Source organism: Streptomyces barringtoniae, from assembly GCF_020819595.1.
In the GTDB taxonomy this organism is placed as follows: Bacteria; Actinomycetota; Actinomycetes; order Streptomycetales; family Streptomycetaceae; genus Streptomyces; species Streptomyces barringtoniae.
The window spans coordinates 55,855-77,205 of sequence record NZ_JAJHNP010000012.1; the positions used below are offsets into that span (position 1 = coordinate 55,855).

The 21,351-nt window shown below is 72.9% G+C and carries 23 protein-coding genes and 2 pseudogenes; 13 read left to right on the plus strand and 12 right to left on the minus strand.

From position 1 onward, the window contains the following. Positions 1–9: 9 nt before the first annotated feature. The 4 genes from LMU33_RS22565 to LMU33_RS22580 are packed head-to-tail and all read right to left on the minus strand — an operon-like array spanning position 10 to position 3,482. The gene (locus LMU33_RS22565) at positions 10–1,059 is read right to left on the minus strand and encodes an NAD(P)H-dependent flavin oxidoreductase (protein WP_228622497.1); all 1,050 of its coding nucleotides are present in this window, start codon (positions 1,057–1,059) and stop codon (positions 10–12) included. 11 nt (positions 1,060–1,070) lie between these two features. Beyond that, complete coding sequence (locus tag LMU33_RS22570; protein WP_228622341.1) at positions 1,071–1,844, minus strand: CoA-transferase subunit beta; 774 nt, start codon at positions 1,842–1,844, stop codon at positions 1,071–1,073. After that, on the minus strand, positions 1,837–2,691 hold the full coding sequence (locus LMU33_RS22575; RefSeq protein WP_228622498.1) for a CoA transferase subunit A: 855 nt from the start codon (positions 2,689–2,691) through the stop codon (positions 1,837–1,839). The genes LMU33_RS22570 and LMU33_RS22575 overlap by 8 nt, the downstream gene beginning before the upstream one ends. A 14-nt stretch (positions 2,692–2,705) precedes the next feature. Further along, complete coding sequence (locus LMU33_RS22580; RefSeq protein WP_228622342.1) at positions 2,706–3,482, minus strand: enoyl-CoA hydratase family protein; 777 nt, start codon at positions 3,480–3,482, stop codon at positions 2,706–2,708. 77 nt (positions 3,483–3,559) lie between these two features. On the opposite strand from LMU33_RS22580, the gene LMU33_RS22585 reads away from it, so the two are divergent. Together LMU33_RS22585 and LMU33_RS22590 are read left to right on the plus strand one after the other, a co-directional pair. Beyond that, positions 3,560–4,336, plus strand: coding sequence for an SDR family oxidoreductase (locus LMU33_RS22585; RefSeq protein ID WP_228622343.1), 777 nt, complete (start codon positions 3,560–3,562; stop codon positions 4,334–4,336). 34 nt (positions 4,337–4,370) lie between these two features. Continuing rightward, positions 4,371–5,282, plus strand: coding sequence for an SDR family oxidoreductase (locus LMU33_RS22590; protein WP_228622344.1), 912 nt, complete (start codon positions 4,371–4,373; stop codon positions 5,280–5,282). A gap of 445 nt (positions 5,283–5,727) precedes the next feature. Here the strand turns inward: LMU33_RS22590 and LMU33_RS22595 are convergent, their stop codons facing one another. Further along, on the minus strand, positions 5,728–7,440 hold the full coding sequence (locus LMU33_RS22595; protein WP_228622345.1) for a carbohydrate binding domain-containing protein: 1,713 nt from the start codon (positions 7,438–7,440) through the stop codon (positions 5,728–5,730). 288 nt (positions 7,441–7,728) lie between these two features. Here LMU33_RS22595 and msrA point away from each other — a divergent pair, with 288 nt between their 5' ends. Further along, a complete protein-coding gene (msrA, locus tag LMU33_RS22600; RefSeq protein ID WP_228622346.1) occupies positions 7,729–8,250 on the plus strand; it encodes a peptide-methionine (S)-S-oxide reductase MsrA in 522 nt (173 codons plus the stop codon). A 314-nt stretch (positions 8,251–8,564) separates the two neighbouring features. On the opposite strand, the gene LMU33_RS22605 is transcribed toward msrA, so the two are convergent. Continuing rightward, on the minus strand, positions 8,565–9,638 hold the full coding sequence (locus tag LMU33_RS22605; protein WP_228622347.1) for an NAD(+)/NADH kinase: 1,074 nt from the start codon (positions 9,636–9,638) through the stop codon (positions 8,565–8,567). A gap of 305 nt (positions 9,639–9,943) precedes the next feature. Beyond that, the gene (locus LMU33_RS22610) at positions 9,944–10,705 is read right to left on the minus strand and encodes an AraC family transcriptional regulator (protein WP_228622348.1); all 762 of its coding nucleotides are present in this window, start codon (positions 10,703–10,705) and stop codon (positions 9,944–9,946) included. Between the two features lie 81 nt (positions 10,706–10,786). On the opposite strand from LMU33_RS22610, the pseudogene LMU33_RS22615 reads away from it, so the two are divergent. Continuing rightward, positions 10,787–11,893: pseudogene (locus tag LMU33_RS22615) on the plus strand (MFS transporter); the annotation flags it as partial. A gap of 118 nt (positions 11,894–12,011) precedes the next feature. On the opposite strand, the gene LMU33_RS22620 reads toward LMU33_RS22615, so the two are convergent. Next, a complete protein-coding gene (locus tag LMU33_RS22620; protein WP_228622499.1) occupies positions 12,012–12,206 on the minus strand; it encodes a DUF2795 domain-containing protein in 195 nt (64 codons plus the stop codon). Between the two features lie 192 nt (positions 12,207–12,398). On the opposite strand from LMU33_RS22620, the gene LMU33_RS22625 reads away from it, so the two are divergent. The 5 genes from LMU33_RS22625 (at position 12,399) to LMU33_RS22645 (ending at position 15,765) form a co-directional block, all read left to right on the plus strand. Next, positions 12,399–12,539, plus strand: a complete 141-nt coding sequence (locus LMU33_RS22625; RefSeq protein WP_228622349.1) for a hypothetical protein — start codon at positions 12,399–12,401, stop codon at positions 12,537–12,539. A gap of 9 nt (positions 12,540–12,548) precedes the next feature. Beyond that, the gene (locus tag LMU33_RS22630) at positions 12,549–12,872 is read left to right on the plus strand and encodes a DUF2795 domain-containing protein (protein WP_228622350.1); all 324 of its coding nucleotides are present in this window, start codon (positions 12,549–12,551) and stop codon (positions 12,870–12,872) included. Positions 12,873–12,998: 126 nt separating this feature from the next. Beyond that, a complete protein-coding gene (locus LMU33_RS22635) occupies positions 12,999–14,513 on the plus strand; it encodes a purine-cytosine permease family protein (RefSeq protein ID WP_228622351.1) in 1,515 nt (504 codons plus the stop codon). Next, positions 14,510–15,061 (plus strand): cysteine hydrolase family protein, encoded by a 552-nt coding sequence (locus LMU33_RS22640; RefSeq protein ID WP_228622352.1) that lies wholly within the window; start codon positions 14,510–14,512, stop codon positions 15,059–15,061. The genes LMU33_RS22635 and LMU33_RS22640 overlap by 4 nt, the downstream gene beginning before the upstream one ends. Beyond that, positions 15,058–15,765, plus strand: coding sequence for a GntR family transcriptional regulator (locus LMU33_RS22645; RefSeq protein WP_228622353.1), 708 nt, complete (start codon positions 15,058–15,060; stop codon positions 15,763–15,765). Before LMU33_RS22640 ends, LMU33_RS22645 begins: the two co-directional genes overlap by 4 nt. 18 nt (positions 15,766–15,783) lie before the next feature. Here LMU33_RS22645 and LMU33_RS22650 read toward each other — a convergent pair whose 3' ends face one another. Continuing rightward, positions 15,784–17,049: an alpha-L-fucosidase gene (locus tag LMU33_RS22650; RefSeq protein WP_228622354.1), complete on the minus strand. Its 1,266-nt coding sequence runs from the start codon at positions 17,047–17,049 to the stop codon at positions 15,784–15,786. A 213-nt stretch (positions 17,050–17,262) separates the two neighbouring features. On the opposite strand from LMU33_RS22650, the gene LMU33_RS22655 reads away from it, so the two are divergent. Both LMU33_RS22655 and pqqB read left to right on the plus strand, forming a co-directional pair. Further along, positions 17,263–17,661, plus strand: coding sequence for an SseB family protein (locus LMU33_RS22655; RefSeq protein ID WP_228622355.1), 399 nt, complete (start codon positions 17,263–17,265; stop codon positions 17,659–17,661). A 249-nt stretch (positions 17,662–17,910) separates the two neighbouring features. Beyond that, complete coding sequence (pqqB, locus tag LMU33_RS22660) at positions 17,911–18,801, plus strand: pyrroloquinoline quinone biosynthesis protein PqqB (protein ID WP_228622356.1); 891 nt, start codon at positions 17,911–17,913, stop codon at positions 18,799–18,801. 66 nt (positions 18,802–18,867) lie between these two features. Here pqqB and LMU33_RS22665 read toward each other — a convergent pair whose 3' ends face one another. From LMU33_RS22665 to LMU33_RS22675, 3 genes are all read right to left on the minus strand, one after another. Next, positions 18,868–19,308, minus strand: coding sequence for a MarR family winged helix-turn-helix transcriptional regulator (locus LMU33_RS22665; RefSeq protein ID WP_228622357.1), 441 nt, complete (start codon positions 19,306–19,308; stop codon positions 18,868–18,870). An 89-nt stretch (positions 19,309–19,397) separates the two neighbouring features. Next, positions 19,398–19,748: a VOC family protein gene (locus LMU33_RS22670; RefSeq protein WP_228622358.1), complete on the minus strand. Its 351-nt coding sequence runs from the start codon at positions 19,746–19,748 to the stop codon at positions 19,398–19,400. Between the two features lie 120 nt (positions 19,749–19,868). After that, positions 19,869–20,426 carry an ABC transporter permease gene (locus LMU33_RS22675; protein ID WP_228622359.1) on the minus strand — a complete coding sequence of 186 codons (558 nt, stop codon included), beginning with the start codon at positions 20,424–20,426 and terminating at the stop codon, positions 19,869–19,871. Here LMU33_RS22675 and LMU33_RS22680 point away from each other — a divergent pair. Both LMU33_RS22680 and LMU33_RS22685 read left to right on the plus strand, forming a co-directional pair. Next, positions 20,407–20,865: pseudogene (locus LMU33_RS22680) on the plus strand (glycosyl hydrolase 53 family protein); the annotation flags it as partial. The gene LMU33_RS22675 and the pseudogene LMU33_RS22680 overlap by 20 nt on opposite strands. A 189-nt stretch (positions 20,866–21,054) precedes the next feature. Then, positions 21,055–21,342, plus strand: a complete 288-nt coding sequence (locus LMU33_RS22685) for a helix-turn-helix domain-containing protein (protein ID WP_228622360.1) — start codon at positions 21,055–21,057, stop codon at positions 21,340–21,342. Positions 21,343–21,351: the final 9 nt, after the last annotated feature.

Genomic DNA, 21,351 nt, shown 5'->3' on the forward strand with positions numbered 1-21,351 from the left:
GGGAGTGCGCTACTCGGCCAGGGGCAGTCCGCGGAGTGTGGCCCGGGCCTCCGCCATGATCCGGTCGACGAGCTCGGCGCAGGACGGAAGGTCGTCGATCAGACCGGCGACCTGACCGGAGGCCATCACGCCCAGGTCGGTCCGGCCCTCGACCATCGACGCCCTGAGCAGCATGGGGGTGTTGGCGGCCAGCAGGAGCTGACTCCACGTCAACTCCTTGCCGTGCCGCATGGCCAGACCGTCGCGGACCATCCGCGTCCAGCTCATGCCGGACAGCGCCTTGAAGGACGCCGCGTGCCGTACGGCGCGCAGCAGCCCCCTCGCCCGGCCCGAGCGTTCGAGGGAGTCGACCAGCTCGGTGCGCAGCATCCGGTGGGGGAGTCCGTCGACCTTGGTCGTGACGGTGACGTCGTCCACCGTGGCCGCCAGGTAGCGGGCCTTGACCGCGTCGGGGACGGTGCTGTCGGAGGTGAGCAGGAAGCGGGTGCCCATGGCGATGCCGGCGGCGCCGTGGGCGAGCGCGGCGACCAGTCCGCGGCCGTCGTGGAAGCCGCCGGCCGCGACGACCGGTATGCCGACCGCGTCGACCACCTGCGGAAGCAGGACGGAGGTGGCGACCTTCCCGGTGTGCCCGCCGCCCTCCCCGCCCTGCACCACCACCGCGTCGGCGCCCCACGCGGCGACCTTCTCGGCGTGCCGCCGGGCGCCGACGGACGGGATGACGACCACGCCGGCGTCCTTCAGCCGGGCGATCAGCTCCCGGGAGGGCGCGAGCGCGAACGAGGCGACCCGCACCCCCTCCTCGACGATGATCCGCACCCGCTCGGCCGCGTCCGAGGCGTCCGCCCGCAGATTGACCCCGAAGGGCGCGTCGGTACGGGACTTGACCTCGCGGACGGCCGCGCGCAGCTGCTCGGTCGTCATGGTGGCCGAGGCGAGGATCCCGAGCGCGCCCGCGTCGGCGGTGGCCGACACCAACCGGGGACCGGCCACCCAGCCCATTCCCGTCTGCACGATGGGGTGCCGCACACCGACGAGCCCGGTCAGCGCGGTGGCGATCGCGAAGCCGCTCACGCGGGCACCTCGCGCTCGCGCAGCGCCCTCGGGTCGATGACCTCGCGGATCAGCCGCAGCTCTTCGGGGGTGGGGTCCCGGGTGTACGGCACCTCGTCCGGCACGGTGAGCGGGAAGCCGGTGGCCTCGGCGACCTGCTCGACCGTGACCCCGGTGTGCAGCGAGCGCAGCCGCATCGTCCGGTCGGGCGTCCGGAAGTCGAAGACGCCCAGGTCGCTGACGACGTCCGCGAGGCGGTGGTGGCGGGACGCGGAGGGACCGGCCGCGGCGGCACGGTCGTAGCCGACGCCGCAGACCATGTCCACCCGTGCGACGAACACCCGCTTCGAGTGCCGCGGGACCCAGTAACTGGTCGGGTTGTTGAGGGTGTTGCCGGGGGCGCCGCGCACGCCCAGCAGCTGCCGGGTGGGCCGGGCCCAGTCGCCGATGCAGGAGATGTTCTGGTTGCCGTACCGGTCGAGCTGGCTCGCGCCCATCATCACGTGCCGCCGCCCGGTCGCGGCCAGGGCCAGGTGCTGCCGGAACGGCAGCCAGCCCTCGACCACCCCGGGCCTGGCGCCGACCGCCGGGACGTCGCCGATCAGCAGGGCCTCGCCGTCGGTCAGCAGCAGGTCGGGGGAGAAGGTCAGCTTCGCCAGCCGGGCCCCGATCGTCGGGACGGTGCCCATCGGGCTCGCCAGTATCTCCCCCGCATCCCGCCAGGCCTCGGCGCAGGCCACGACGCAGTACTCGGCGCGCGTCGCCTTCGCCGTCGTACGGGTGTCACTCATGTGCCGCCTCCTCGTGGAACGCCGCCACCGCGGCCTGGTAGGCCGCCTCGTCGCCGGACAGGAACCGCTCGGCGAAGGCCCGCCAGGCCTCCGGGTCCCGGGCGGCCCGTGCGTAGGCCCGCTGGAACGCCTCGTCACGGTCGTGGTCGGGGACGCAGGAGGTGAAGTGGGCGCCGTTCGGTGTCTCCACGACGCCGTTCACGAACGCGCGCTTGACCAGCAGGGTCTGCGGCCCGGCGTCCTTGAGCAGGTCGGCGCTGTCCACGGTCCGCTCGCAGGAGACGTAGGCGGCGTCGGCGGCCTCGCAGAACAGGTCGTCGAAGTACGGGTCGGGGCCGAGGTACTGGGCGTTGCCGTGCACGTCCGCCCGGTTGAGGTGCACCAGCGCGGCATCCAGGCGCAGGGCCGGGACGGCGACGAGCTCCTCGCCGTCCTCGTACGGCGAACGCACCGTCCGCAGGCGGGGGTTGACCCTCATCACGTCGGATCCGAGACCGGCCCGGACCGGCATGAAGGGCAGCCGGTGCGCGGCCGCCGTCAGCCCCCACATGAACATCGCCTCGTCCAGCTCCACCAGTTCCAGCGCGCCGCGCTGCCGGGCCGCCGTGAAATGCGGCTCCAGCGGGATGGAGTCGAGGGTGGCGAAGGCCGCGACCAGTGTGCGGATCTTCCCGGCGGCGGCCAGCAGGCCGACGTCCGGGCCCCCGTAGGAGACGACGGTCAGGTCGGTGACGTCCGAGCGCAGCAGCGCCCGCACCAGTGCCATCGGCTTGCGCCGCGAACCCCAGCCGCCGATGCCGATCGTCATGCCGCTGTCCAGCCGGCCGACGACCTCCTCGGCGGTCATCGTCTTGTCCCTGCTCACGACTGCTGCTCCTCGTCCCTGCCGACGGATTCCCGGCCCTTGCCGAAGGTGTCGCGGACCCGGTCGGCGACGCCGCTGAGGTTGGCCTCGAAGGTGAAGCCCTGCTCGAAGCGGTAGCTGCGGCGCACGTCGACCGGGTCGATGCCGTTGATCGCTGCCTTGGCCAGGCGGATCAGGGACCCGTCCTTGGCGCCGATCTCCCGGCCCAGTTCCATTGCGGCGTCCAGGAGTTGGGAGCGCGGGACCACCCTCCACACCGAGCCGTGCCGGTGCAGTTCCTCGGCGGTGACGGTGCGCGAGGTGTAGTACAGGGTCCGCATCAGGTGCTGGGGCACCAGCCGGGCGAGATGGGTGGCCGCGCCGAGGGCGCCACGGTCCAGCTCGGGCAGGCCGAAGACCGCGTCGTCGGCGGCGACGATCGCGTCGGCGTTTCCGGCCAGTCCGATGCCGCCGCCCAGGCAGAAGCCCTGTACGGCGGCGACCACCGGGACCTCGCACTCGTACACCGCGGCGAACGCCTCGGAGCAGCCGCGGTTGGCGCCGATCAGGGCCTCGTGCCCGGCCGTGCGCTGCATCTCCTTGATGTCGACGCCCGCGTTGAAGCCGCGGCCCTCGGCGCTGAGCACCACGCACCGCACCTTCGGGTCGGCTCCGGCGGCGCGCACACAGGCGGCCAGTTCGTACCAGCCGCGCACGGGAAGGGCGTTGACCGGCGGGAAGTCCACGGTGACGACGGCGACGCCTTCTTCGGGGACGGAGGTGGAGACACCCATGAGCAGATCAGCTACCTTTCCACCAAACGTTTGTTAGGCGAAGGTAGCAGCGGAGCGCGCGCTGCGGGAGGTGTCCTTTGGTGGCGGTCATCGATCTCACCGGACGCGTCACGGTGGTCACGGGCGGAACCCGGGGCGTCGGCGCCGGCATCGCCCGGGCGTTCCTGGAAGCGGGCGCGGACGTCGTGACCTGCGCGCGGCGGCCCCCGGAGGAACCCGTCGAGGCGGCCGGCCGCACCGCCCGCTTCCTCCCCGCCGACCTCCGCGACGCCGAGGCGGTCGACGCCTTCTTCGCGCGGGTGCGGGGCGAGTACGGACGCCTCGACACCCTCGTCAACAACGCCGGGGGCACCCCCTTCCGGCTGCTCGGTGAGGGCGGAGCCGGACGGCATGCCCGGGTCGTGGAGCTGAATCTCCTCGCCCCTCTCACCGCGTCGCTCGCCGCGTACGAGGTGATGCGCGGTCAGCGGGTCGGCGGGTCGATCCTGATGATCGGCAGTGTCAGCGGAACCCGCCCCTCACCCGGCACCGCCGCGTACGGCGCGGCCAAGGCCGGCCTGGACCACCTCGCCCGCTCCATGGCCGTGGAATGGGCGCCGCGGGTGCGGGTCAACACGGTCGTCCCCGGCATGGTCCGCACCGAACTGTCGCACCTGCACTACGGGGACGAGGACGGCATCGCCGCCGTCGGCCGCACCGTCCCCCTCGGCCGCCTCGCCGCGCCCGCCGACGTCGGCGACGCCTGCGTCTTCCTCGCCTCCGACCGGGCCTCCTACATCAGCGGGGCGAGCCTGCACGTCCACGGCGGCGGCGAGCGTCCCGCCTTCCTCGACGCGGCAAGTGCCAACAGGTGACGTGCTCTTCGACACCCACGAGAGGACTCTTCCCATGACCGGACTGTGCACCGGACGCGTGGCCGTGATCACCGGTGCGGGCCGTGGCCTGGGCCGCGCCCACGCCCTCGCCTTCGCCGCAGAGGGAGCCGAGGTCGTCGTCAACGACCTCGGCGTCGGCCTCGACGGCACCGGCGGGACCTCCGGACCCGCTCAGCAGGTGGTCGACGAGATCCGCGCGCTCGGCGGCGAGGCGGTCGCGCACGCAGGCGACATCGCCACCGCCGAGGGCGCGGCCTCCCTCGTCGCCACCGCGCTGGACACCTACGGCCGCCTGGACACGCTGGTCAACAACGCCGGGTTCCTGCGGGATCGCATGCTCGTCAACCTCGACGAGGACGCCTGGGACGCGGTCGTGCGCGTCCACCTCAAGGGCCACTTCCTGCCGCTCAGGCACGCCGCCGCGCACTGGCGCGCCGAGGCGAAGGCGGGCCGCATGCCCGACGCCCGCGTGATCAACACCAGCTCCGGAGCGGGACTGCTGGGCAGCGTCGGCCAGGGCAACTACTCGGCGGCCAAGGCCGGGATCGTCGGCCTGACCCTCGTCGCCGCCGCCGAACTGGGTCGCTACGGCGTCCAGGTCAACGCCATCGCCCCGGCCGCCCGGACCCGGATGACCGAGCGGGCCTTCGCCGGGACCATGGCCGCCCCTCAGGGCGGCGGCTTCGATGCCATGGCCCCGGAGAACGTCTCCCCGCTCGTGGTCTGGCTCGGCTCCGCCGCCTCGGCGGGAGTGACGGGCCGGGTCTTCGAGTCCGAGGGCGGCCGCATCACCGTCATGGAGGGCTGGCGCCCGGGCCCCACCGCCGACAAGGGCGCCCGCTGGTCCCCGGCGGAGGCGGGCGAGGCAACCCTGAAACTGCTCGCCGAGGCGGAGGCGCCGCAGGCCGTCTACGGCGCGCAGTAGTTTCCCGCACTCTGCGAGCGTTCGCGCCGGCCCAGGGACTGGGCGCTGTGGAGGGCCCGGCCCCCGTGCCTTGATCGGCGCACCGTCCCCATCGGCCGCAGTGCCCCGGCCGTCGCGCCGGGCATCCCGCGGCGCGTCCAGGCCGGTGTGCTGACGGGGGCGGCCCGGCTACTGCCGATGGCCGGCGAGGAGGTCGACCATCATCGTGACCGGTTCCGGCGAGCCGGACGCCGTCCAGTGGCCTCCGGGCCACGGCCCCGGTGGTCCGCGGCAGGGCCATGACCAACTGGTCGGCCGAGGAGGCGGCACCGCTGTCGTCGGCGCCCACCGCGACGAGCGTCGCTACCGTGACCCGGCCGAGCCGGCTCGATCCGTCGGGAGCGATGCGTGCGGCGCGCCGCCTCTCCTGGTGGGCGCGCCGCACGCGTGGTGGGCCGGGGTGCGCCTAGCCGAGGGTGAAGTCGTCGGCGTGGACGTCGGACTGGCCGTACCAGCCGTGGACGTAGACGGTGACGGTTCCGCTGCCGCCCGTGGTGAAGCTGACGGTCAACTGGTTCCAGCTCGTGTTGTTCGACCAGGTGCTTGCGGTGGCGCCGCCGCTGACCCCGACGTAGGCGTAGGGGCCCTGCACCCAACCGGTGAGCGTGTAGCTGTGGTTGGGGGACAGGGTGACGGTCTGGTCGCACTCGCCGGTGCTGCTGGAGCTCGGGGTGACCTGGAGGGCGTGGCTGCCGCTGTGGACCGGGCTGGAGACCACCGAGCCGCCGCCCGTGCAGGTCCAGGGGCCCAGGCTGCCGGTTTCGAAGCCGGCGTTGGTCAGCGAGCCCCCGCCGCCCCCGCCTCCGCCGCCGCTGGAGGTCACGGTGAGCGTGTAGGTCGCGCTGTGGCTGCCGCCGGCAGCGGTCCCGGTGACGGTGATCGGGTAGGTGCCCGCGGCGACGGAGGAGCCGACCGTCGCCGTCAGCGTCGAGGTGCCGCCGGACGTCACGGTCGCGGGGCTGAAGGAGACGGTGACGCCGGAGGGCGCACCGGAGGCGGAGAGGCTGACGGACTCGGCGCTGCCGGAGGTGACGGCCGTGGCGACGGTCGCGGTCGCGGAACCACCCTGGGCGACCGACGCGGAGCCCGGCGACAGGGACAGGGAGAAGTCACTCGTCGTGCCGCCGCCGCCGCCCGAGCTGCCCTCGTACGGCACGAACGCGTCCGTGAACGCGAGGCTGTTCTGGCTGATCTCGCTGCACGTGGGCAGCGAGTTGGCGCTTCCGCTGCAGGGCTGGTCCCTGTTGACGGACCAGAAGGCGAGGCGTCCGACGCCGTTCTGCGCGGCGAAGCTCTCCACGGTCCGGGCGTCGGCCGGGGTGAACGTCGAACCGTCGTCGTTCTTGCCGATCATCGGGGTGATCCCGAGGTTGGCGTAGGTGTAACCGGAGTCGACGGACTGCATCTGCGTCAGCGTGGCCCTGGCCGCGGCGACCGCGCCCTGGCCCATCTCGGTGCCGGTGCCCGCGTAGTAGTCCATGGCCATGATGTTGACCACGTCGATCCTGATGCCCGCGTTCTTGGCGGCCTTGAGGACGTTGACGCCGTCGTTGGTCAGGCCGCTGGTCAGCACCGGCAGGGTCATGGAGAACTGCAGGCCGGGGTTGGACGCCTTGAGGTCCTTCATCGCCTGCATCTGGCGGGCCGCGGCCGCGGTGTCCGCGACGGCGGCGCCCTCGACGTCGAAGTCGAGCCGGGTGACGCCGTAGTCGTTGATGAGGGCCTGGTATCCGGCGTCGACGCTGCTCTGGGTGGAGCATGTCCAGGCCAGCGGCTCGCCGCTCGCCCCGCCGGAGGAGATGATGACGGACGCGCCCTCGGACTTCGCCCTGGCTATTTCGGGGTCGGTGTAGGAGTCGTTGCCGACGGGGAGGGTGTCGCCCCAGATCTGGTTGCAGCCCTCGCCGAGGACGAACGCCGCGGTGTAGGCCTTGAGTTGGTGTCCGGTGATGGCGGTGTCGAGGAGTCCTTCCTGACTGTTGGACATGTCGACGTAGGGAGCCACGGAGTAGACGCTGCTCGCCGCCGCGGCGCTGCCGGCCGGTGCCAGAGCCACGGCGGCGCCGGTGGCCGCGAGCGCGAGCGCGCAGGCGGAAGCCGCAAATCTTGCCAGGTGCATGACAGTGCCCCTTCTGGGGATGCCTCGGGCGTGGAGTGGTGGGGTGGTGCCGTGCGAGCCGAGTTGGTACATACCAAAGCGCCGGCGGGTCACCTCGTCAAGAGGACTAGACCAACACGGTGCCTCCGGATTTCAGAACCCTCTGACGGCGCGTGGAGTCCGGCGGGCCGAGGAGGCGGGCTGCCACGGCGGGCGCTGGTTGGTCGCGCGCGGGCCGTATTAGGCTGGGTGACCGTGTAACCGGCACGTCGAGTGACCGCGCCGGGCTCGAGCTTCAGGGAGTGACCGATGACCGTGGGAACCGAGCGGGCCGTCCTGGCAGGCGGTTGTTTCTGGGGCATGCAGGATCTGATCCGCAAGCAGCCGGGCGTGGTGTCCACGCGCGTCGGCTACAGCGGCGGCGACACGCCGAACGCCACGTACCGCGATCACGGCGACCACGCCGAGGCCATCGAGATCGTCTTCGATCCCACGGTGACGAGCTACCGCGACGTCCTGGAGTTCTTCTTCCAGATCCACGACCCGACCACGCGGGACCGTCAGGGCAACGACATCGGGCGCAGCTACCGGTCCGCCATCTTCTACGGCGACGAGGAACAGCACCGCGTCGCCGTCGACACGATCGCGGACGTCGAGGCGAGCGGGCTGTGGCCGGGGAAGGTGGTCACGGAGCTGGCGCCCGTGGGTGACTTCTGGGAGGCGGAGCCGGAGCACCAGGACTACCTGGAGCGCTACCCCAACGGCTACACGTGCCACTTCCCGCGACCGAACTGGAAGCTGCCGAAGCGGCAGTCGTCCATGACGGACTGAGCCGGGGCGGGAGCGGAAACTCTGGAGGTCGTCGAGCGAGCATCCGGCAGGGTCCATTCGGCCTGGGGCAATTCGGCCTGGGTCAACTCCGCAGGCCTGGAAGGCCGTAGCGGCAATACGCCCTGCACCGGGCCGCGTGGCACGGCGCCGCGCCGACACGGTCGTACGGCGGCTGACGGACGCCGATGGCCGGCCGCCGACGGCACCCGTGTGCCGTCGACGTCCCACGCGCCGCCCGCCCGCAGGCGGGACACGGCCGCCGACCGGCGTGCCCCGGGGCCCGTGCATCGCCGTGTCCGGTCCGTCTCCGGATCTCAGGCCGGCCGATGCCCGTCCGCGGGGGCCGGAGGCAGCGCCAGGTGGGCCAGGTCGTCCGGCCGGGGTGTGGTCACCGGCCACAGGGGAGCGGCTTCGCCGTCGGCGAGGGCGGCAGGCGCGTCGGTGAGCTTCATCCGCTCGCGCAGCCGGCCGTAGAAGTCCGTCGGGCCCAGCCGGACCGCCTTCAGCCGGCGCGGTGCGGCGTACACGCCGATCCAGTCCCCGGGGCCCAGCACCCCGCGCAGCTGACCGTCGATGCTGACGGCGGCCTGGCCCGACCGTTCGAGGATCTTGAACGCGATGGGCTCGTCGGGGGCGGCCACGACCGAGCGGTTGAACACCATGTGCGGCGCGACCGGCGTGAAGACCAGGCCCTCCGCACGCGGCGAGACCACCGGGCCGCCCGCGGCGAAGCTGTACGCGGTGGAGCCCGTGGGCGTGGCCACCAGCAGCGCGTCGGCGGAGTAGCTGGCCAGCAGCCGGCCGGCCAGATAGACCCCGACCGACACCTGCCGGTCCCTGGCCAGCTTCTCCACGACGACGTCGTTGAGCGCAGTGACGTTGAGCGCGACGCCCCATTCGTTACCGGCCTCGCACTCCGTGCGTACCCGGGGCGGCGGCAGCATGGGACCGCGGCCGTACCGCACCAGCGCCTCCATCTGCGCGGGCACCTCCAGCCGGCACGAGGCCCGCATGGTGAGGAGCATCCGGCTCTCCACGGTGATCCGCTCGGACCGGACCGCGTCCAGCGCCGCGCGCACCGCCGAGGACGGGACCTCGGTGAGGAAGCCGACGCGGCCGAGGTCGACACCGAGGACCAGGGCGTCGTTCTCGGCCGCCAGCCGCGCGCCGCGCAGAAAGGTGCCGTCCCCGCCGAGGGTGACGATGAGGTCGGGATCGCCCGCCGCGTCGACCTCCTCCCGGGCACTGTGGCGTGCCCCTTCCTGCCACACGTCGATGTCCGCGCATCCCACGGCGTGCTCCGCGCACCACTCGCGCACCACGCGCGCGCCGGCCATGGCCTCGGCACGGCCGCCGTGCACCACCAGGCCGACACGGTTCACCGTCATACCCACCTCCCAGCCGGCTGCTCCCGCCCGCCATCCTCACCGCGCACCGCTCCGCGGCCGCACACGCCACGCCGCCGACGCGGCCGCATGGGCAGGCGTGCGTGTGAACGCGAGCCTCCCCGGTGTGGGGCGCTCCAGGTCGCGTCCCCGACGTCGTGGATCTTCCGCAGCCTGCCCGGCCCGCCGCCGTGGGCCGGTGTCGCGGTCGGCGCCCCGTTCCAGCGGCGGTGCTCGGCGCAGCCCACCGGACGTTCCCCGTCAGCCTTCGCCGGCACACCGGGGCGAGCGGCGCCCGTGTCCGGCCGTCACAGGAACGGTCCGCGGGACTCCCTCGGCCGGAAGCCCGGGGTGTGGCCGAAGGTGCGCCGGAAGACGTCGATGAACGCGCTCGCCGAGGACCAGCCGCACCGGTGCGCCACCGTCGTCACCGGCGTCCGCTCCGCCAGCAGGATCAGAGCGTGGTGCAGCCGCAACTGGGTGCGCCACTGCGGGAAGCTCATGCCGAGGTCGCCGCGGAACAGGCGGGAGAGTGTACGGTCGCTCGCCCCGACCTCCCGGCCCAGCTCGGCCAGGGTGCGGCCGTCGGCCGGATCGGCGCGCAGGATGTCGCACAGGGCACGCAGCAGGGGCGAGGAGGGGATGGGCAGGTGCAGGGGCTGCTGCGGCGAGGCCCTCAGCTGGTCCAGCAACACCGCGCGCAGCCGCGCCCGTTGGGGGCTCCCGTCGTCCGGATCCCGGGTGTGGGCGATGATCAGCTCGCGCAGCAACGGGGACACCGCGAGCACCGTGGGGGTGTCCAGGGTCAGCGGGTTCTCCGACGCCGGCAGCCCCACCAGGTGCAACTCCAGCTCGCCGTGCGCGTCGTGGGCGTGGACCGTGCCGGCCGGCACCCAGATGGCGCGGGTGGCGGGCGCGACCCAGGAGCCCGCGTCGGTGGTCACGGCCACCACGCCCCGGCCCGCGTAGACGATCTGGTGGTCGTCGTGCCGGTGGGCCTCGATCGCCGTGCGCGGCGCCAGCAACCGAGTGCGCGTCGGCGCGGCCGGCAGGTGGCGGATTTCCGTCATCGCCTGGCAGTTCATCGGAAGTGCGACAGCCCGGCCGGGCCGGAGCATGACGGGGCGCGGAGGAACACATCGATCACCCTGCTGTCCGTCGGGCATGCCTGCGTCGACGTCTACCAGGGCGCGGTCCCGTCCCTGATCCCCTGTCTGGTCCACCGGCGCGGCTACTCCTACGCCGCCGCCTCGGGCGTCGTACTGGCCGCCTCTTTGCTGTCGTCCGTCGCGCAACCCGCGTTCGGTGCCCTCACCGACCGCCGGGCGGTCCCCTGGCTGCTCCCGGTCGGTACGCTCCTGGCGGGCGTCGGCATCGCGCTGAGCGGGCTCGGCGGGACGTACGCCCTCACCCTGGTGTGCGTGGCGCTGTCCGGGAGCGGCGTGGCCGCCTACCACCCCGAGTCCGCGCGGGTCGCCCGGCGGGCGGCCGCGGGCGCGCACAGCGCCATGGGCTGGTTCTCGCTCGGCGGCAACGTGGGTTTCGCGCTGGCCCCGCTCCTGGTCGCCGCCGTCGTGGGCACGGGCGGGCTGCGCAGGACACCGCTGCTGGTGCTGCCGGCCCTGGCCGGGACCGTGCTGTGCCTGGTGGTCCTGCGCGCGGCCGGGCGACGGCCGCCGGTGCGGGCCGGTACGGCACCGGCGTGCGGGGCCGACGACACGGCGTCGTTCGTGAAGCTGTCGATGGTCGTGGTGTGCCGCTCGGTCGTGTTCGTCGGGCTGAGTTCCTTCCTCTCGGTGTACGCCGCCCAACGCCTGGGAGGGGGTGCGGCCGGCACCGCCGCGCTGTGCGTGCTCTATCTCGGCGGCGCCGTCGGCTCCGTGCTGGGCGGCGCGCCGGCCGAGCGGTGGGACCGGGTCACGGTGTGCCGCTGGTCCTATCTGGTCTCCGTCGGGGCGGTCGCGGGCGTGGTGTTCGTCCCCGGTCCCGCTCTGACGCGTGCGTGGCGCTGACCTCCGCCGGTCCGTACGTGCCGTTCTCCCCCCAGGTCACCCTCGGCCAGGACCATCTGCCCTCCCGTGTCGGCACGGCCGCCGGAATAACCCTGGGTCTGGCCGTCGGCGTCGGCGGACTGGCGAGCCCGCTCATCGGCCGGCTCGCCGACGCCACGACCCTGCGGACCGCCCTCACCCCGCTCGTCCTCATGCCCGCGCTGAGCTGGCTGCTGCTGCGCACCCTGCCCGAGCCCGCAACTCCGCCGCCCCCGGCCGCAATTCCGGCGGAAGGAGCCGAGAAGAAGCCGGAACGAGCCGAGAAGAGCGACGGAATGCGACCCCACCCGACAACCCCGCCCCGCCGCCGCACGCCGTCGTCCGGTCACTCGTTCTGGAAGACCGCCTTGCTCACCTCGGCCGGGTTCTGGAACTGCTTCTTCCCGAGGTGGTCGATACGGTCGGTGATCTCCTTGGACGCATGGTTGTCCTTGGCGACCCTCTTGAGCTGCTCCGTGTCGGCCGGGTATTCGGCGCCGGACAGGGCTTTCTGCAGATCTGGGGGACGGATGCCCGCCATGGTTCCTCCAGGCGGTGAGGCGGTACTGGGTCCGTACGCCGGCGCCGCATACTGCGCCGGGACCGGTCAGGTACCCGTCCTCCGGCAGCGGATTCATGGTTCCTCCCCGGTCATGGCAGGCCGAAGGGACGGGTACTCGGGGTCTTCGACAGCCGGCACGGACGCGTGTGACGGACGCATGTGGGAGGCCCGATGAGCGAGAGCACCCCGTCGCAGGCCGAGGGCGAGCGGGAGCCGGGCATCGCGGAGGCCGAGCAGCCCCCGCGTACGACTCCGTCCCAGGCGGAGGGCGAGGACACCGCGGACGAGAACGCCGAGGAAGGCGACGAGTGAGGAGGCGCCATGAGCACGGCACACACCAGCGTCTCCGAGGTGCTGGCCGCGCTGAAGGACGTGTCGTACCCGGCCGACAAGGAGCGCCTGGTCACGGCCGCGCAGCAGGCGGGCGCGTCGGACGGGGTGGTCAAGGCGCTGCGCGGCATACCCGCCGAGCAGTACACGGGCCGTGACGACGTGGCGAGGTCGGTACGGGTGGACCCGGACTCGGACCTCGACCGCACCGCGGCACAGCGCGCGGAACAGACACGGAAGGGCGGCAAGCCCGGCCTCTCCCAGCACCTGCGCGAGGAGCCGAGGACGCCGATCCAGGAGGAGTTCGACCGCTGAACGCGCGAGTACCGTCCGGGCCGGCAGGCGTCATCCTTCGGTCACTCCCGATTCTTGACGACCCGGGGCGCCGGTCCTAGCGTGCCTGAGCAGACACGTCTGGACAGGTAGGCAGGTGGCTCGGCGATGACGCAACCGCAGGACCCGCTCGGCATCGCCGGCGCAAGACCCGCCGGCCGCCCGGTCCAGGTGGAGACGCACGGACTCGACGTCATCGGGGACGCCGAGCGCAAGGGCACCCCGCGCACGCTCTTCTGGCCCTGGTTCGGCGCCAACGTCTCCGTCCTCGGCCTGAGCTACGGCGCCTTCGCGTTCGGCTTCGGGATCTCCTTCTGGCAGGCCGTGGCCGCCGGCGTCCTCGGCATCGTCGGCTCCTTCCTGCTGTGCGGGTTCATCGCGGTCGCCGGGAAGCGCGGCTCGGCGCCCACGATGGTGCTCAGCCGGGCGGCGTACGGAGTGCGCGGCAACCGGCTGCCGTCGGTGATCTCCTGGATGCTCACCGTCGGCTGGGAGACCGTCCTCACCGCGCTCGCCACGATGGCCACCGCGACCGTCTTCGGCCGCCTCGGCTGGGGCGGCGGCACCGGGACCAAGGTCGCCGCCCTCGTGGTCGTGGCCGCGCTGACCGTCGTCGGCGGCGTCATGGGCTTCGACCTGATCATGCGGCTGCAGACGGCGATCACCGTGATCACCGGGGTACTCACCGTCGTCTACGTCGGTCTCGTCGCCGACCACATCCACTGGAGCACGGTCAGCGCCGTCCCGTCGGGCACCGCGCAGGAGTTCATCGGTGCGCTGGTGTTCATGATGACCGGCTTCGGCCTGGGCTGGGTGAACGCCGCCGCCGACTACTCCCGCTATCTGCCCCGGAGTTCGTCCAGCCGCTCAGTCATCGGCTGGACCACCTTCGGCGCCTCGGTGGCCCCGCTACTCCTGCTGGTCTTCGGCCTGCTGCTGGCCGGTTCCTCGCCGGCGTTGAGCAAGGCCGTCGCGGCCGACCCGATCGGCGCGCTCACCACGATCCTGCCGACCTGGTTCCTGGTGCCGTTCGCCGTGGTCGCCGTCCTCGGGCTGGTCGGCGGCGCCGTCCTCGACATCTACTCCTCGGGCCTCGCCCTGCTCTCCGCCGGCCTGCCGGTGCCCCGCTATCTGGCCGCCTTCCTGGACGGCCTGCTGATGATCGCCGGCTCGGTGTACATCGTGTTCTTCGCCGGCGACTTCCTCGGCCAGTTCATGGGCTTCCTCACCACGCTCGGCGTCCCCATCGCCGCCTGGTGCGGCATCGTCCTCGCCGACCTCGCCCTGCGCCGCCGCGACTACGACGACGGCGACCTCTACCGCCCGCACGGCCGCTACGGCGACGTCCCCCTGCCGCCCCTGCTCCTCACCCTCGCCGCCACGGCCGTCGGCTGGGGCCTGGTCACCAACACCGCGGCGAGCTGGCTGACCTGGCAGGGCTATCTCCTCGGTCCGATCGGCCTCGGCGGCAAGACCGGAGCCTGGGCGTACGCCAACCTCGGCGTCCTGGTGGCGCTCGCGCTCGCCTTCCTCGGCCACCTGCTGACGGGCCGGGGCCGGATCCGCGCGCAGGAGGCGCAGGCGCCGAGCCCGGCGACCGACGAGGGGGTGCTCCGCTCATGACCGCCGGACACCTCGCCGTCATCGACATGCAGCGCGTCTTCGCCGACCCGGCGAGCCCATGGGCCACGCCCCGGTACGCCGACGCGGTGGCGGGCGTGCGCAGCCTGCTGCCGGCCTTCGCCGACCGCGTCACCTTCACCCGCTTCCTGGCCCCGGGAAAGCCGGCCGGGGCCTGGCGCGCCTACTACGACGCATGGCCCTTCGCCATGCAGCCCCCCGACGCCGAACTCTGGCACCTGTCGGACGAGTTCACCGGCTTGACCGGCCAGGTCGTGGACGCCACCACCTTCGGCAAGTGGACCCCGGAACTCGCCGCCCGCGTCGGCCCGGACGCCCGCCTGGTCCTGGCCGGTGTCAGTACCGAGTGCTGTGTGCTCTCCACCGCCCTGGCCGCCGCCGACGCCGGCACCGAGGTGCTGGTGGTCGCGGACGCCTGCGCGGGCGTGGACGACGACTCCCACCTCAGGGCCCTGCAGATCATGGAGCTGTACCGGCCGCTGGTCCGGGTCACCACCGTCGACGACCTCCTCGCCGAGGCCGGGCCGTGACCGGCGTCCCGCTCAAGCACCAGCGGATCAGCGGGATCCTCGCCCGGGAGATCCGTGACGGCACCCGCCGAGCCGGTGAGCGGCTGCCCGGCGAACACACCCTCGCCGAGCGGTTCGGCGTCAGCCGTACGACCGTGCGCGCGGCCCTCGCCGAGCTGTGCGAGGAGGGCCTGATCGCCACCCGCACCGGCAAGGGCTCGTACGTCGTCTTCGACGGCCGTCCGCCGGAGCACCGGCTCGGCTGGGCCCGCGCCCGGGCCGTGCGGGGCGAGCCCACCAGCGTCCGGACCCTCGCCGTGCGCGAGACGCACGAGGGCGCCCTCGCCGCCGAACTCGGCCTGAGGGAGGACGAGTTCGTGTGCGTGGAGCAGACCCGTGAGCTGGTCGCGGACGGCACCGTGGTGGCGTACGAGCGCCGTTTCCTGCCGCCGGTGCCGGTGATCCGCGAGCTGCCCGCCCGCGGCCTCGGCCAGGAGCCGGTCGCCGAACTGCTGCTGCGCGCGGGGCTGCGGCCCGACCACGGGGAACAGCGGGTCTCCGGGCGGCCGGTCGACGCCCGGGAGGCGGAGCTGCTGCGGCGCGCTCCCGGGGACTGGTTCCTGGAGACGCGGCGGACCAGCCGGGCGGCCGACGGCACCTTCGTCGAGCACGCCGTCGGCCTGCTCGACCCCGGCCACTTCGAGCTGGCCCTCACCGTCGGCTGAACCGGGCGCGTTGCCGCGTCAGGAGCGCCCCGTGCCCCGGTAGAGGTCGAGCTCCCCGTCGAGCTCCAGGGCGAGCACCGTGGCGTACTCGTCCACGTCGCCCGCCGCCGGCGCGTCCAGCCAGGTCACCCCCGGCACCTCGTGCAGCCCGCCGGTGACCCGGTGGCCCAGCTCGGCGCCCGTACCGAGGACGCTCACCCGGCGCACCCGGTTGCGCAGGCCCCGCACGGACACCGTCTCGCGCGGGACGTCGAAGCACACGAGGTACAGCGTCCGCCGGTCGGCAGACAGCGTGCTCGGGCCGTAGTGATGTCCCGGCGGCAGGCCGGTCACCGTGCCGTACACGGCCTCGGCGTGCCGGCCGATCCACGCCCCGAGCCCCGCCAGACGCTCCGCCTGTTCCGCCGGGATCGTGCCGTCCTCGCGCGGGCCCACGTCCAGCAGCAGGTTGCCGCCCGCGCCGATCGTCTCCGTGAAGTGGCGCACCAGCTGCCGCACCGACTTGTGGTCGTGGTCCCGGTGCTGGAAGCCCCAGGAGTCGTTGACCGTCAGGCACAACTCCCAGGGACCGTCGGGTGCTTGGAGCGGCACACCCTGCTCCGGGGTGGCGTAGTCGCCGTGGCTCAGCATGCGCGCGTTGAGGACCGTCTCCGGGTTGCCGGCCAGGATCCGGGCGGCCAGGGCGTGAAGGCCCCACTGCTCCTCCGTGCGCTCCCACTCGCCGTCGAACCACAGCAGATCCGGCCGGAACCGGTCCACCAGCTCCCCGACCTGGCCGTCCCGGTAGGCCAGGAACCGGGCCCAGGCCGCCGGATCCTCCTCGCCGGGCCGGGCGTGCGCCAGGGGGTTGGGGGGATCCTCGTCCGGGGCGGGGTGCCGGGTGCTCGCGTAGTCGGGGTGGTTCCAGTCCGAGTGGGAGTAGTACAGGCCCACCCGCAGGCCGCGCTCGCGCAGCGCGTCGGCGTATCCCGCGATCAGGTCACGCCCGGCCGGCGTACGGCGCGCCACGTTCAGATCGCCGTGGGCGCTGTCCCACAGGGCCACACCGTCGTGATGGCGCGCGGTGAGCACGGCGTACCGGGCACCGGCCCGGGCGAAGAGGTCCGCCCAGGCACGCGGGTCGTACCGGGACGCGGTGAATCCGTCCAGCTGCTTCATGTACTGCTCATGGGACACCTGTCCGGTGTAGAACGACCAGGACTCCGGGACCCCGTCCACCGCGTAGACGCCCCAGTGGACGAAGATCCCCAGCTTCGCGTCGCGGAACCATGGCTGCATCGGCATACGGCCACGCTAGGGCCTCCCGCACGGGCGACGATCGCCCTTGCCCGTGGATTTCCACCGTCCCAGGCCGTCACATGGGCCGGTCCACCACCGTATCTCCCGCCGATCCCCACGCATGTCCCGCGGCCCACCGGGTACGCGAGGCGGAGCACGCCCGGGCGCGGTTCCACCCCCCGGGTGGCCTGTACGACCGTCGCTACCTGGGGACATGCCATGGAGACACCCGCACAGAACGACCTGCCGACGCCGGCCCAGCAGGCGCTGGACGCGCTGGCCGTGAACGCCGAGGACCAGAGGGCGCTGGACGTCCTCGCCCACAGTGACGTCCTCGTCCCCGTGCCGGACGACGCGGTCGACGGGGAGGGCGCCGACGCCACCACCGTGGCCCTGCCCGTCCTGGAACAGCCCGGAGGCGATGCGGTCGTCCCCGTCTTCACCACGGAGGGCGAGATGGCCGGGCTCCTGCCCTTCGTCTCCCGCTACCGCCTCATCCCCCTCGGCGCCCTGGCCTCCCAGTGGCCCGACGAGGAACTTTCCCTGGCCATAGACGGCAACTCCACGCACGCCCTGACGCTCACGTCACAGGGGGTGCGTACGTTGTTGGCGCGGTGATCAGCGCCCCTGAAAGCGGCGCGGGGCCGTATCGACATGCGGCTCCGCCGCGTGGGCGCGAGAAACCACGAACGACCCGCACCCTCACCCGTGCACGAAAGGGATCGCCCCACCCCATTCGGGTGACAAAACGCCCGCGCCCCGGTGAAGGACGGCCGGAACTGCTCCCTGCCAAGCGTGGTCACACGTCTCCGGAAGGGAAAGATCCCCGGCGGTAGACAGAACGCGCCGCGCGAAGGAGTAGGGGTCGTGAGGATCGTCCTGCTGGGCACTGCCGCCGGTGGCGGCTTCCCGCAGTGGAACTGCGCCTGCTCACTGTGCACGGCGGCAAGGGACGGCAAGCTGCCCTCCCGCACCCAGGAGTGCGCCGCCGTCACCGGCAACGGCCGCGACTGGTGGCTGCTGAACGCCTCACCCGATCTGCGCGCCCAGCTCACCGCCACACCGGCGCTGTGGCCCGGCCCCGGCCCCCGGGACACCCCCCTGCGCGGGGTCCTGCTCACCGACGCCGAGGCCGACCACGTCACCGGCCTGGCCGAGCTGCGCGGAGCGGCGGGCCTGAAGGTCTACACCGCCCCGCCGGTCCGCGCCGTGCTGGCCCCCGCCCGGGCCGCCCTGGACCGTTACGCCCCCTGGGAGTGGGCGGACAGCCTGGCCGACGGCGGGTTCGTGCTGGCCGGCGGGCTGGTGGTCACGGCGCATCCGCTGGGCACGAAGATCCCGAAATACGTGCCGGTGCAGGCGCCGGAACCGGCCGGCCCGTGGGTGACGGCGTACCGCGTCGAGAACCTGGCCAGCGGGGGAGTGCTGGTGTACGCGCCCTGTGTGGGTGCCTGGAGTCCGGAGCTGGACGAGCTGTGCGCCGAGGCCGACTGCGTGCTGCTGGACGGCACTTTCTACGCGGCCGACGAGATGGGCACGACGGTACGGTCCGGGGCCCGCCAGGCCGCCATGGGACACCTCCCGGTCACCGGCCCGGACGGCACCCTCGCCGCCCTCGCCCGCCATCCCGGTGCACGCCGGATCTACACCCACCTCAACAACACCAACCCGCTGCTCGACCCGGAGTCACCGGCACGCGCGCGTGTCGCCGAGGCGGGCGTGGAGGTCCTGCCGGACGGGGCCGAGCTGGTGCTCTAGAGGGGGTCGAGCCGGTGCTCCGACGGAGGGGCAAGCCGGTCCTCCGGACGGGATTGAGCCGGTGCTCTAGTGATCGTGCCCGGTGCTCAGGGGCTCCTGTCCGGTGCCCTGGCGATCCTGCCCGGTGAGCATGCGCTCCAGCACGGCGCGCTGCAGCGGCAGCACCTCGGCGTGCAGCGCGCGGCCCCTGGGGGTGAGCGCCACCCACACCCCGCGCCGGTCCTCCGCGCACACCGAGCGCTCCACCAGCCCGTCCTTCTCCAGCCGGCCGATCAGCCGGGACAGCGCGCTCTGGCTGAGATGGACCCGGCCGACCAGGTTCTGCACCCGGCACTGGTCGCCCTTCGCGGGCGACTCGGTCGCGAGGATGTCCAGCACCTCGAAGTCGCTGGCGCCCAGCCCGTACGGATGCAGGGCCCGGTCGATCTCGCACATGGTGTGGGCGTGTACGGCGAGGATGTCCCGCCACCGTTCCTCGAGCCGGGCGTCGGCCGTCTTGACTGCCATACCCGCACCGTAGCACCGATCCGGCCAATCGTTGAGTGTGCAACTAGTGCGGGTGCAAGCAGGCGACTCGTGCGAGCGGAGGTCGGGACTCAGGCGGCCGGGTCCTGGAGAAGGCCGATCATGTTGCCGTCGGCGTCCTTCACGGAGGCGATCAGGCGGCCGTTGCCGACGTCCCGCACGTCCTGAACCACCTCGGCACCCGCCTCCACCAGGGCCGCGAGCCGCTCCCGGAGATCGGTGACGTGCCAGAACGGCACCGGTCCGGTCAGCCCCTGGGCGTGCCCGTTCGGGTCGAGGCCGACGTCCTGCCCCTCGGCCTTGAAACCGACGTAGTAGGGCTGGTCCGCGTACGGCTCGACACCCAGCAGGGCGGTGAACAGGGCCTTGGCACTGTCCTTGTCCTTGACGGGGTAGATGATCGTCTGCACGCCGGCGGTCATGGGTCTCTCCTTCTGAGGTGCGTGACCCGACGGAGTTCTCCGTCGGTGCGTCTCACGCTAGGACCGGGGAGCCCGCCCCGGCTTCTTCGATCCTGACCGGTTGCGGGCTCCCCGCCGCCCCTACTCGTTGTGCAGCACCTCGGCGACGGTGAGGCGGGCCGCACGCCGGGCGGGCACCAGCGCGCCGACCACGGCGATCACGAGCCCCGCCGGCGCCGGTTCCGCCGGCTTCGGCACGTGCCAGACGTCCGTCATGTACGACGGCAGGGTGATGTCGATCCCCGCCGCCATGCGGGGGACGACCACCTCGTAGGCGGCGATGCCCAGCGGCACGCCCAGCACCGACCCGATCACGCCGAGCACCGCCATCGAGGTCACCGTCATCACCGTCACCTGGCGCGGGGTCATGCCGATCGACTTCAGCATGCCGAGGTCGCGGCGCCGGTCGTGGGTGTTGAGCACGGCCGTGTTGAACACGCCGAGGGAGGCGACCAGGGCCAGTAGCAGGGTGAGGACGGCCGCCGAGTCGATGACGGTCTCGGCGCCGCCGCTCGGGCCGGCCGGTTGGGTGGTGAGCCCCTTGTCCACGGCTCGGGCGGCACGCGCGTACGCCGTCCCGTCCGCGCCCTCGCGCAGCTTGACGTGATAGGCGAACGTCTTCGACAACGCGGTCGCCAACGGGGTGAAGTTCGACGCGATCGGCCTGTCGTACTACGGCTACTGGCACGGCCCGCTCTCCGGCTTCCGGACCACCCTGGACGACGCGGCCACCCGCTACGGCAAGCCCGTGTTCGTCGCCGAGACGGCCTATCCCTTCACCCTGGCCCAGGACGACTCCCTGGAGAACCAGATCGACACCACCGGCGAGCTGGTCTCCGGCTACCCGGCGACCGTGGCCGGCCAGACCAAGTGGATGAACGACGTGGCGAGCATCGTGGAGGCCGTCCCGAACGGCCGCGGGCTCGGCGTCTTCTACTGGGAGGCGACCTGGACCGCCGTCTCCGGCAACGGCTGGAACCCGACCGACGCCACCTCCGGCAACGGCTGGGAGAAACAGGCCCTGTTCGGCTACGACGACGAGGCGCTGTCCTCGATGACGTGGTTCAGCCACAGCTGAACCACCGGTGACGGGCCCGGCCGCAAGGGGCGGCCGGGCCTCCGCCTGTTTTCCGGGGGCATATGCATCCGCGCCCGTCGTGCGGCCGTTCGGTACCGGACAACGACCGCCGAGTCCCGGACGCGACGGAGTCGGCCGGGCCACAGTGGGAACACTGCGTACGAGGAGGCCGGGGACGGAGGCGGACGCATGATGGGAACCCCCTCGGGCCGGATGCGGCAGACGATTCTGGAATGGCTCAAGGATCCGACGGCCCACTTTCCGGCGCCCCGTCGCCGCGACCTCGCCGAGACGGGAGTCACCGCGCGCGCCGTGGCCGCCAAGCTGGGCGTGCCACGCCGGACAGCCGTAGCCCACCTGGACTTCCTCACCAGGCTCGGCGTGCTGCGCACCCGCCGCAGCTGCTGGGGCACTTGCTACCGGCGTGACGAGATCCGCATCGCGGAGGTCGCCCGGGTCTTCGAGAAGGGGTGGTGAACGAACCAC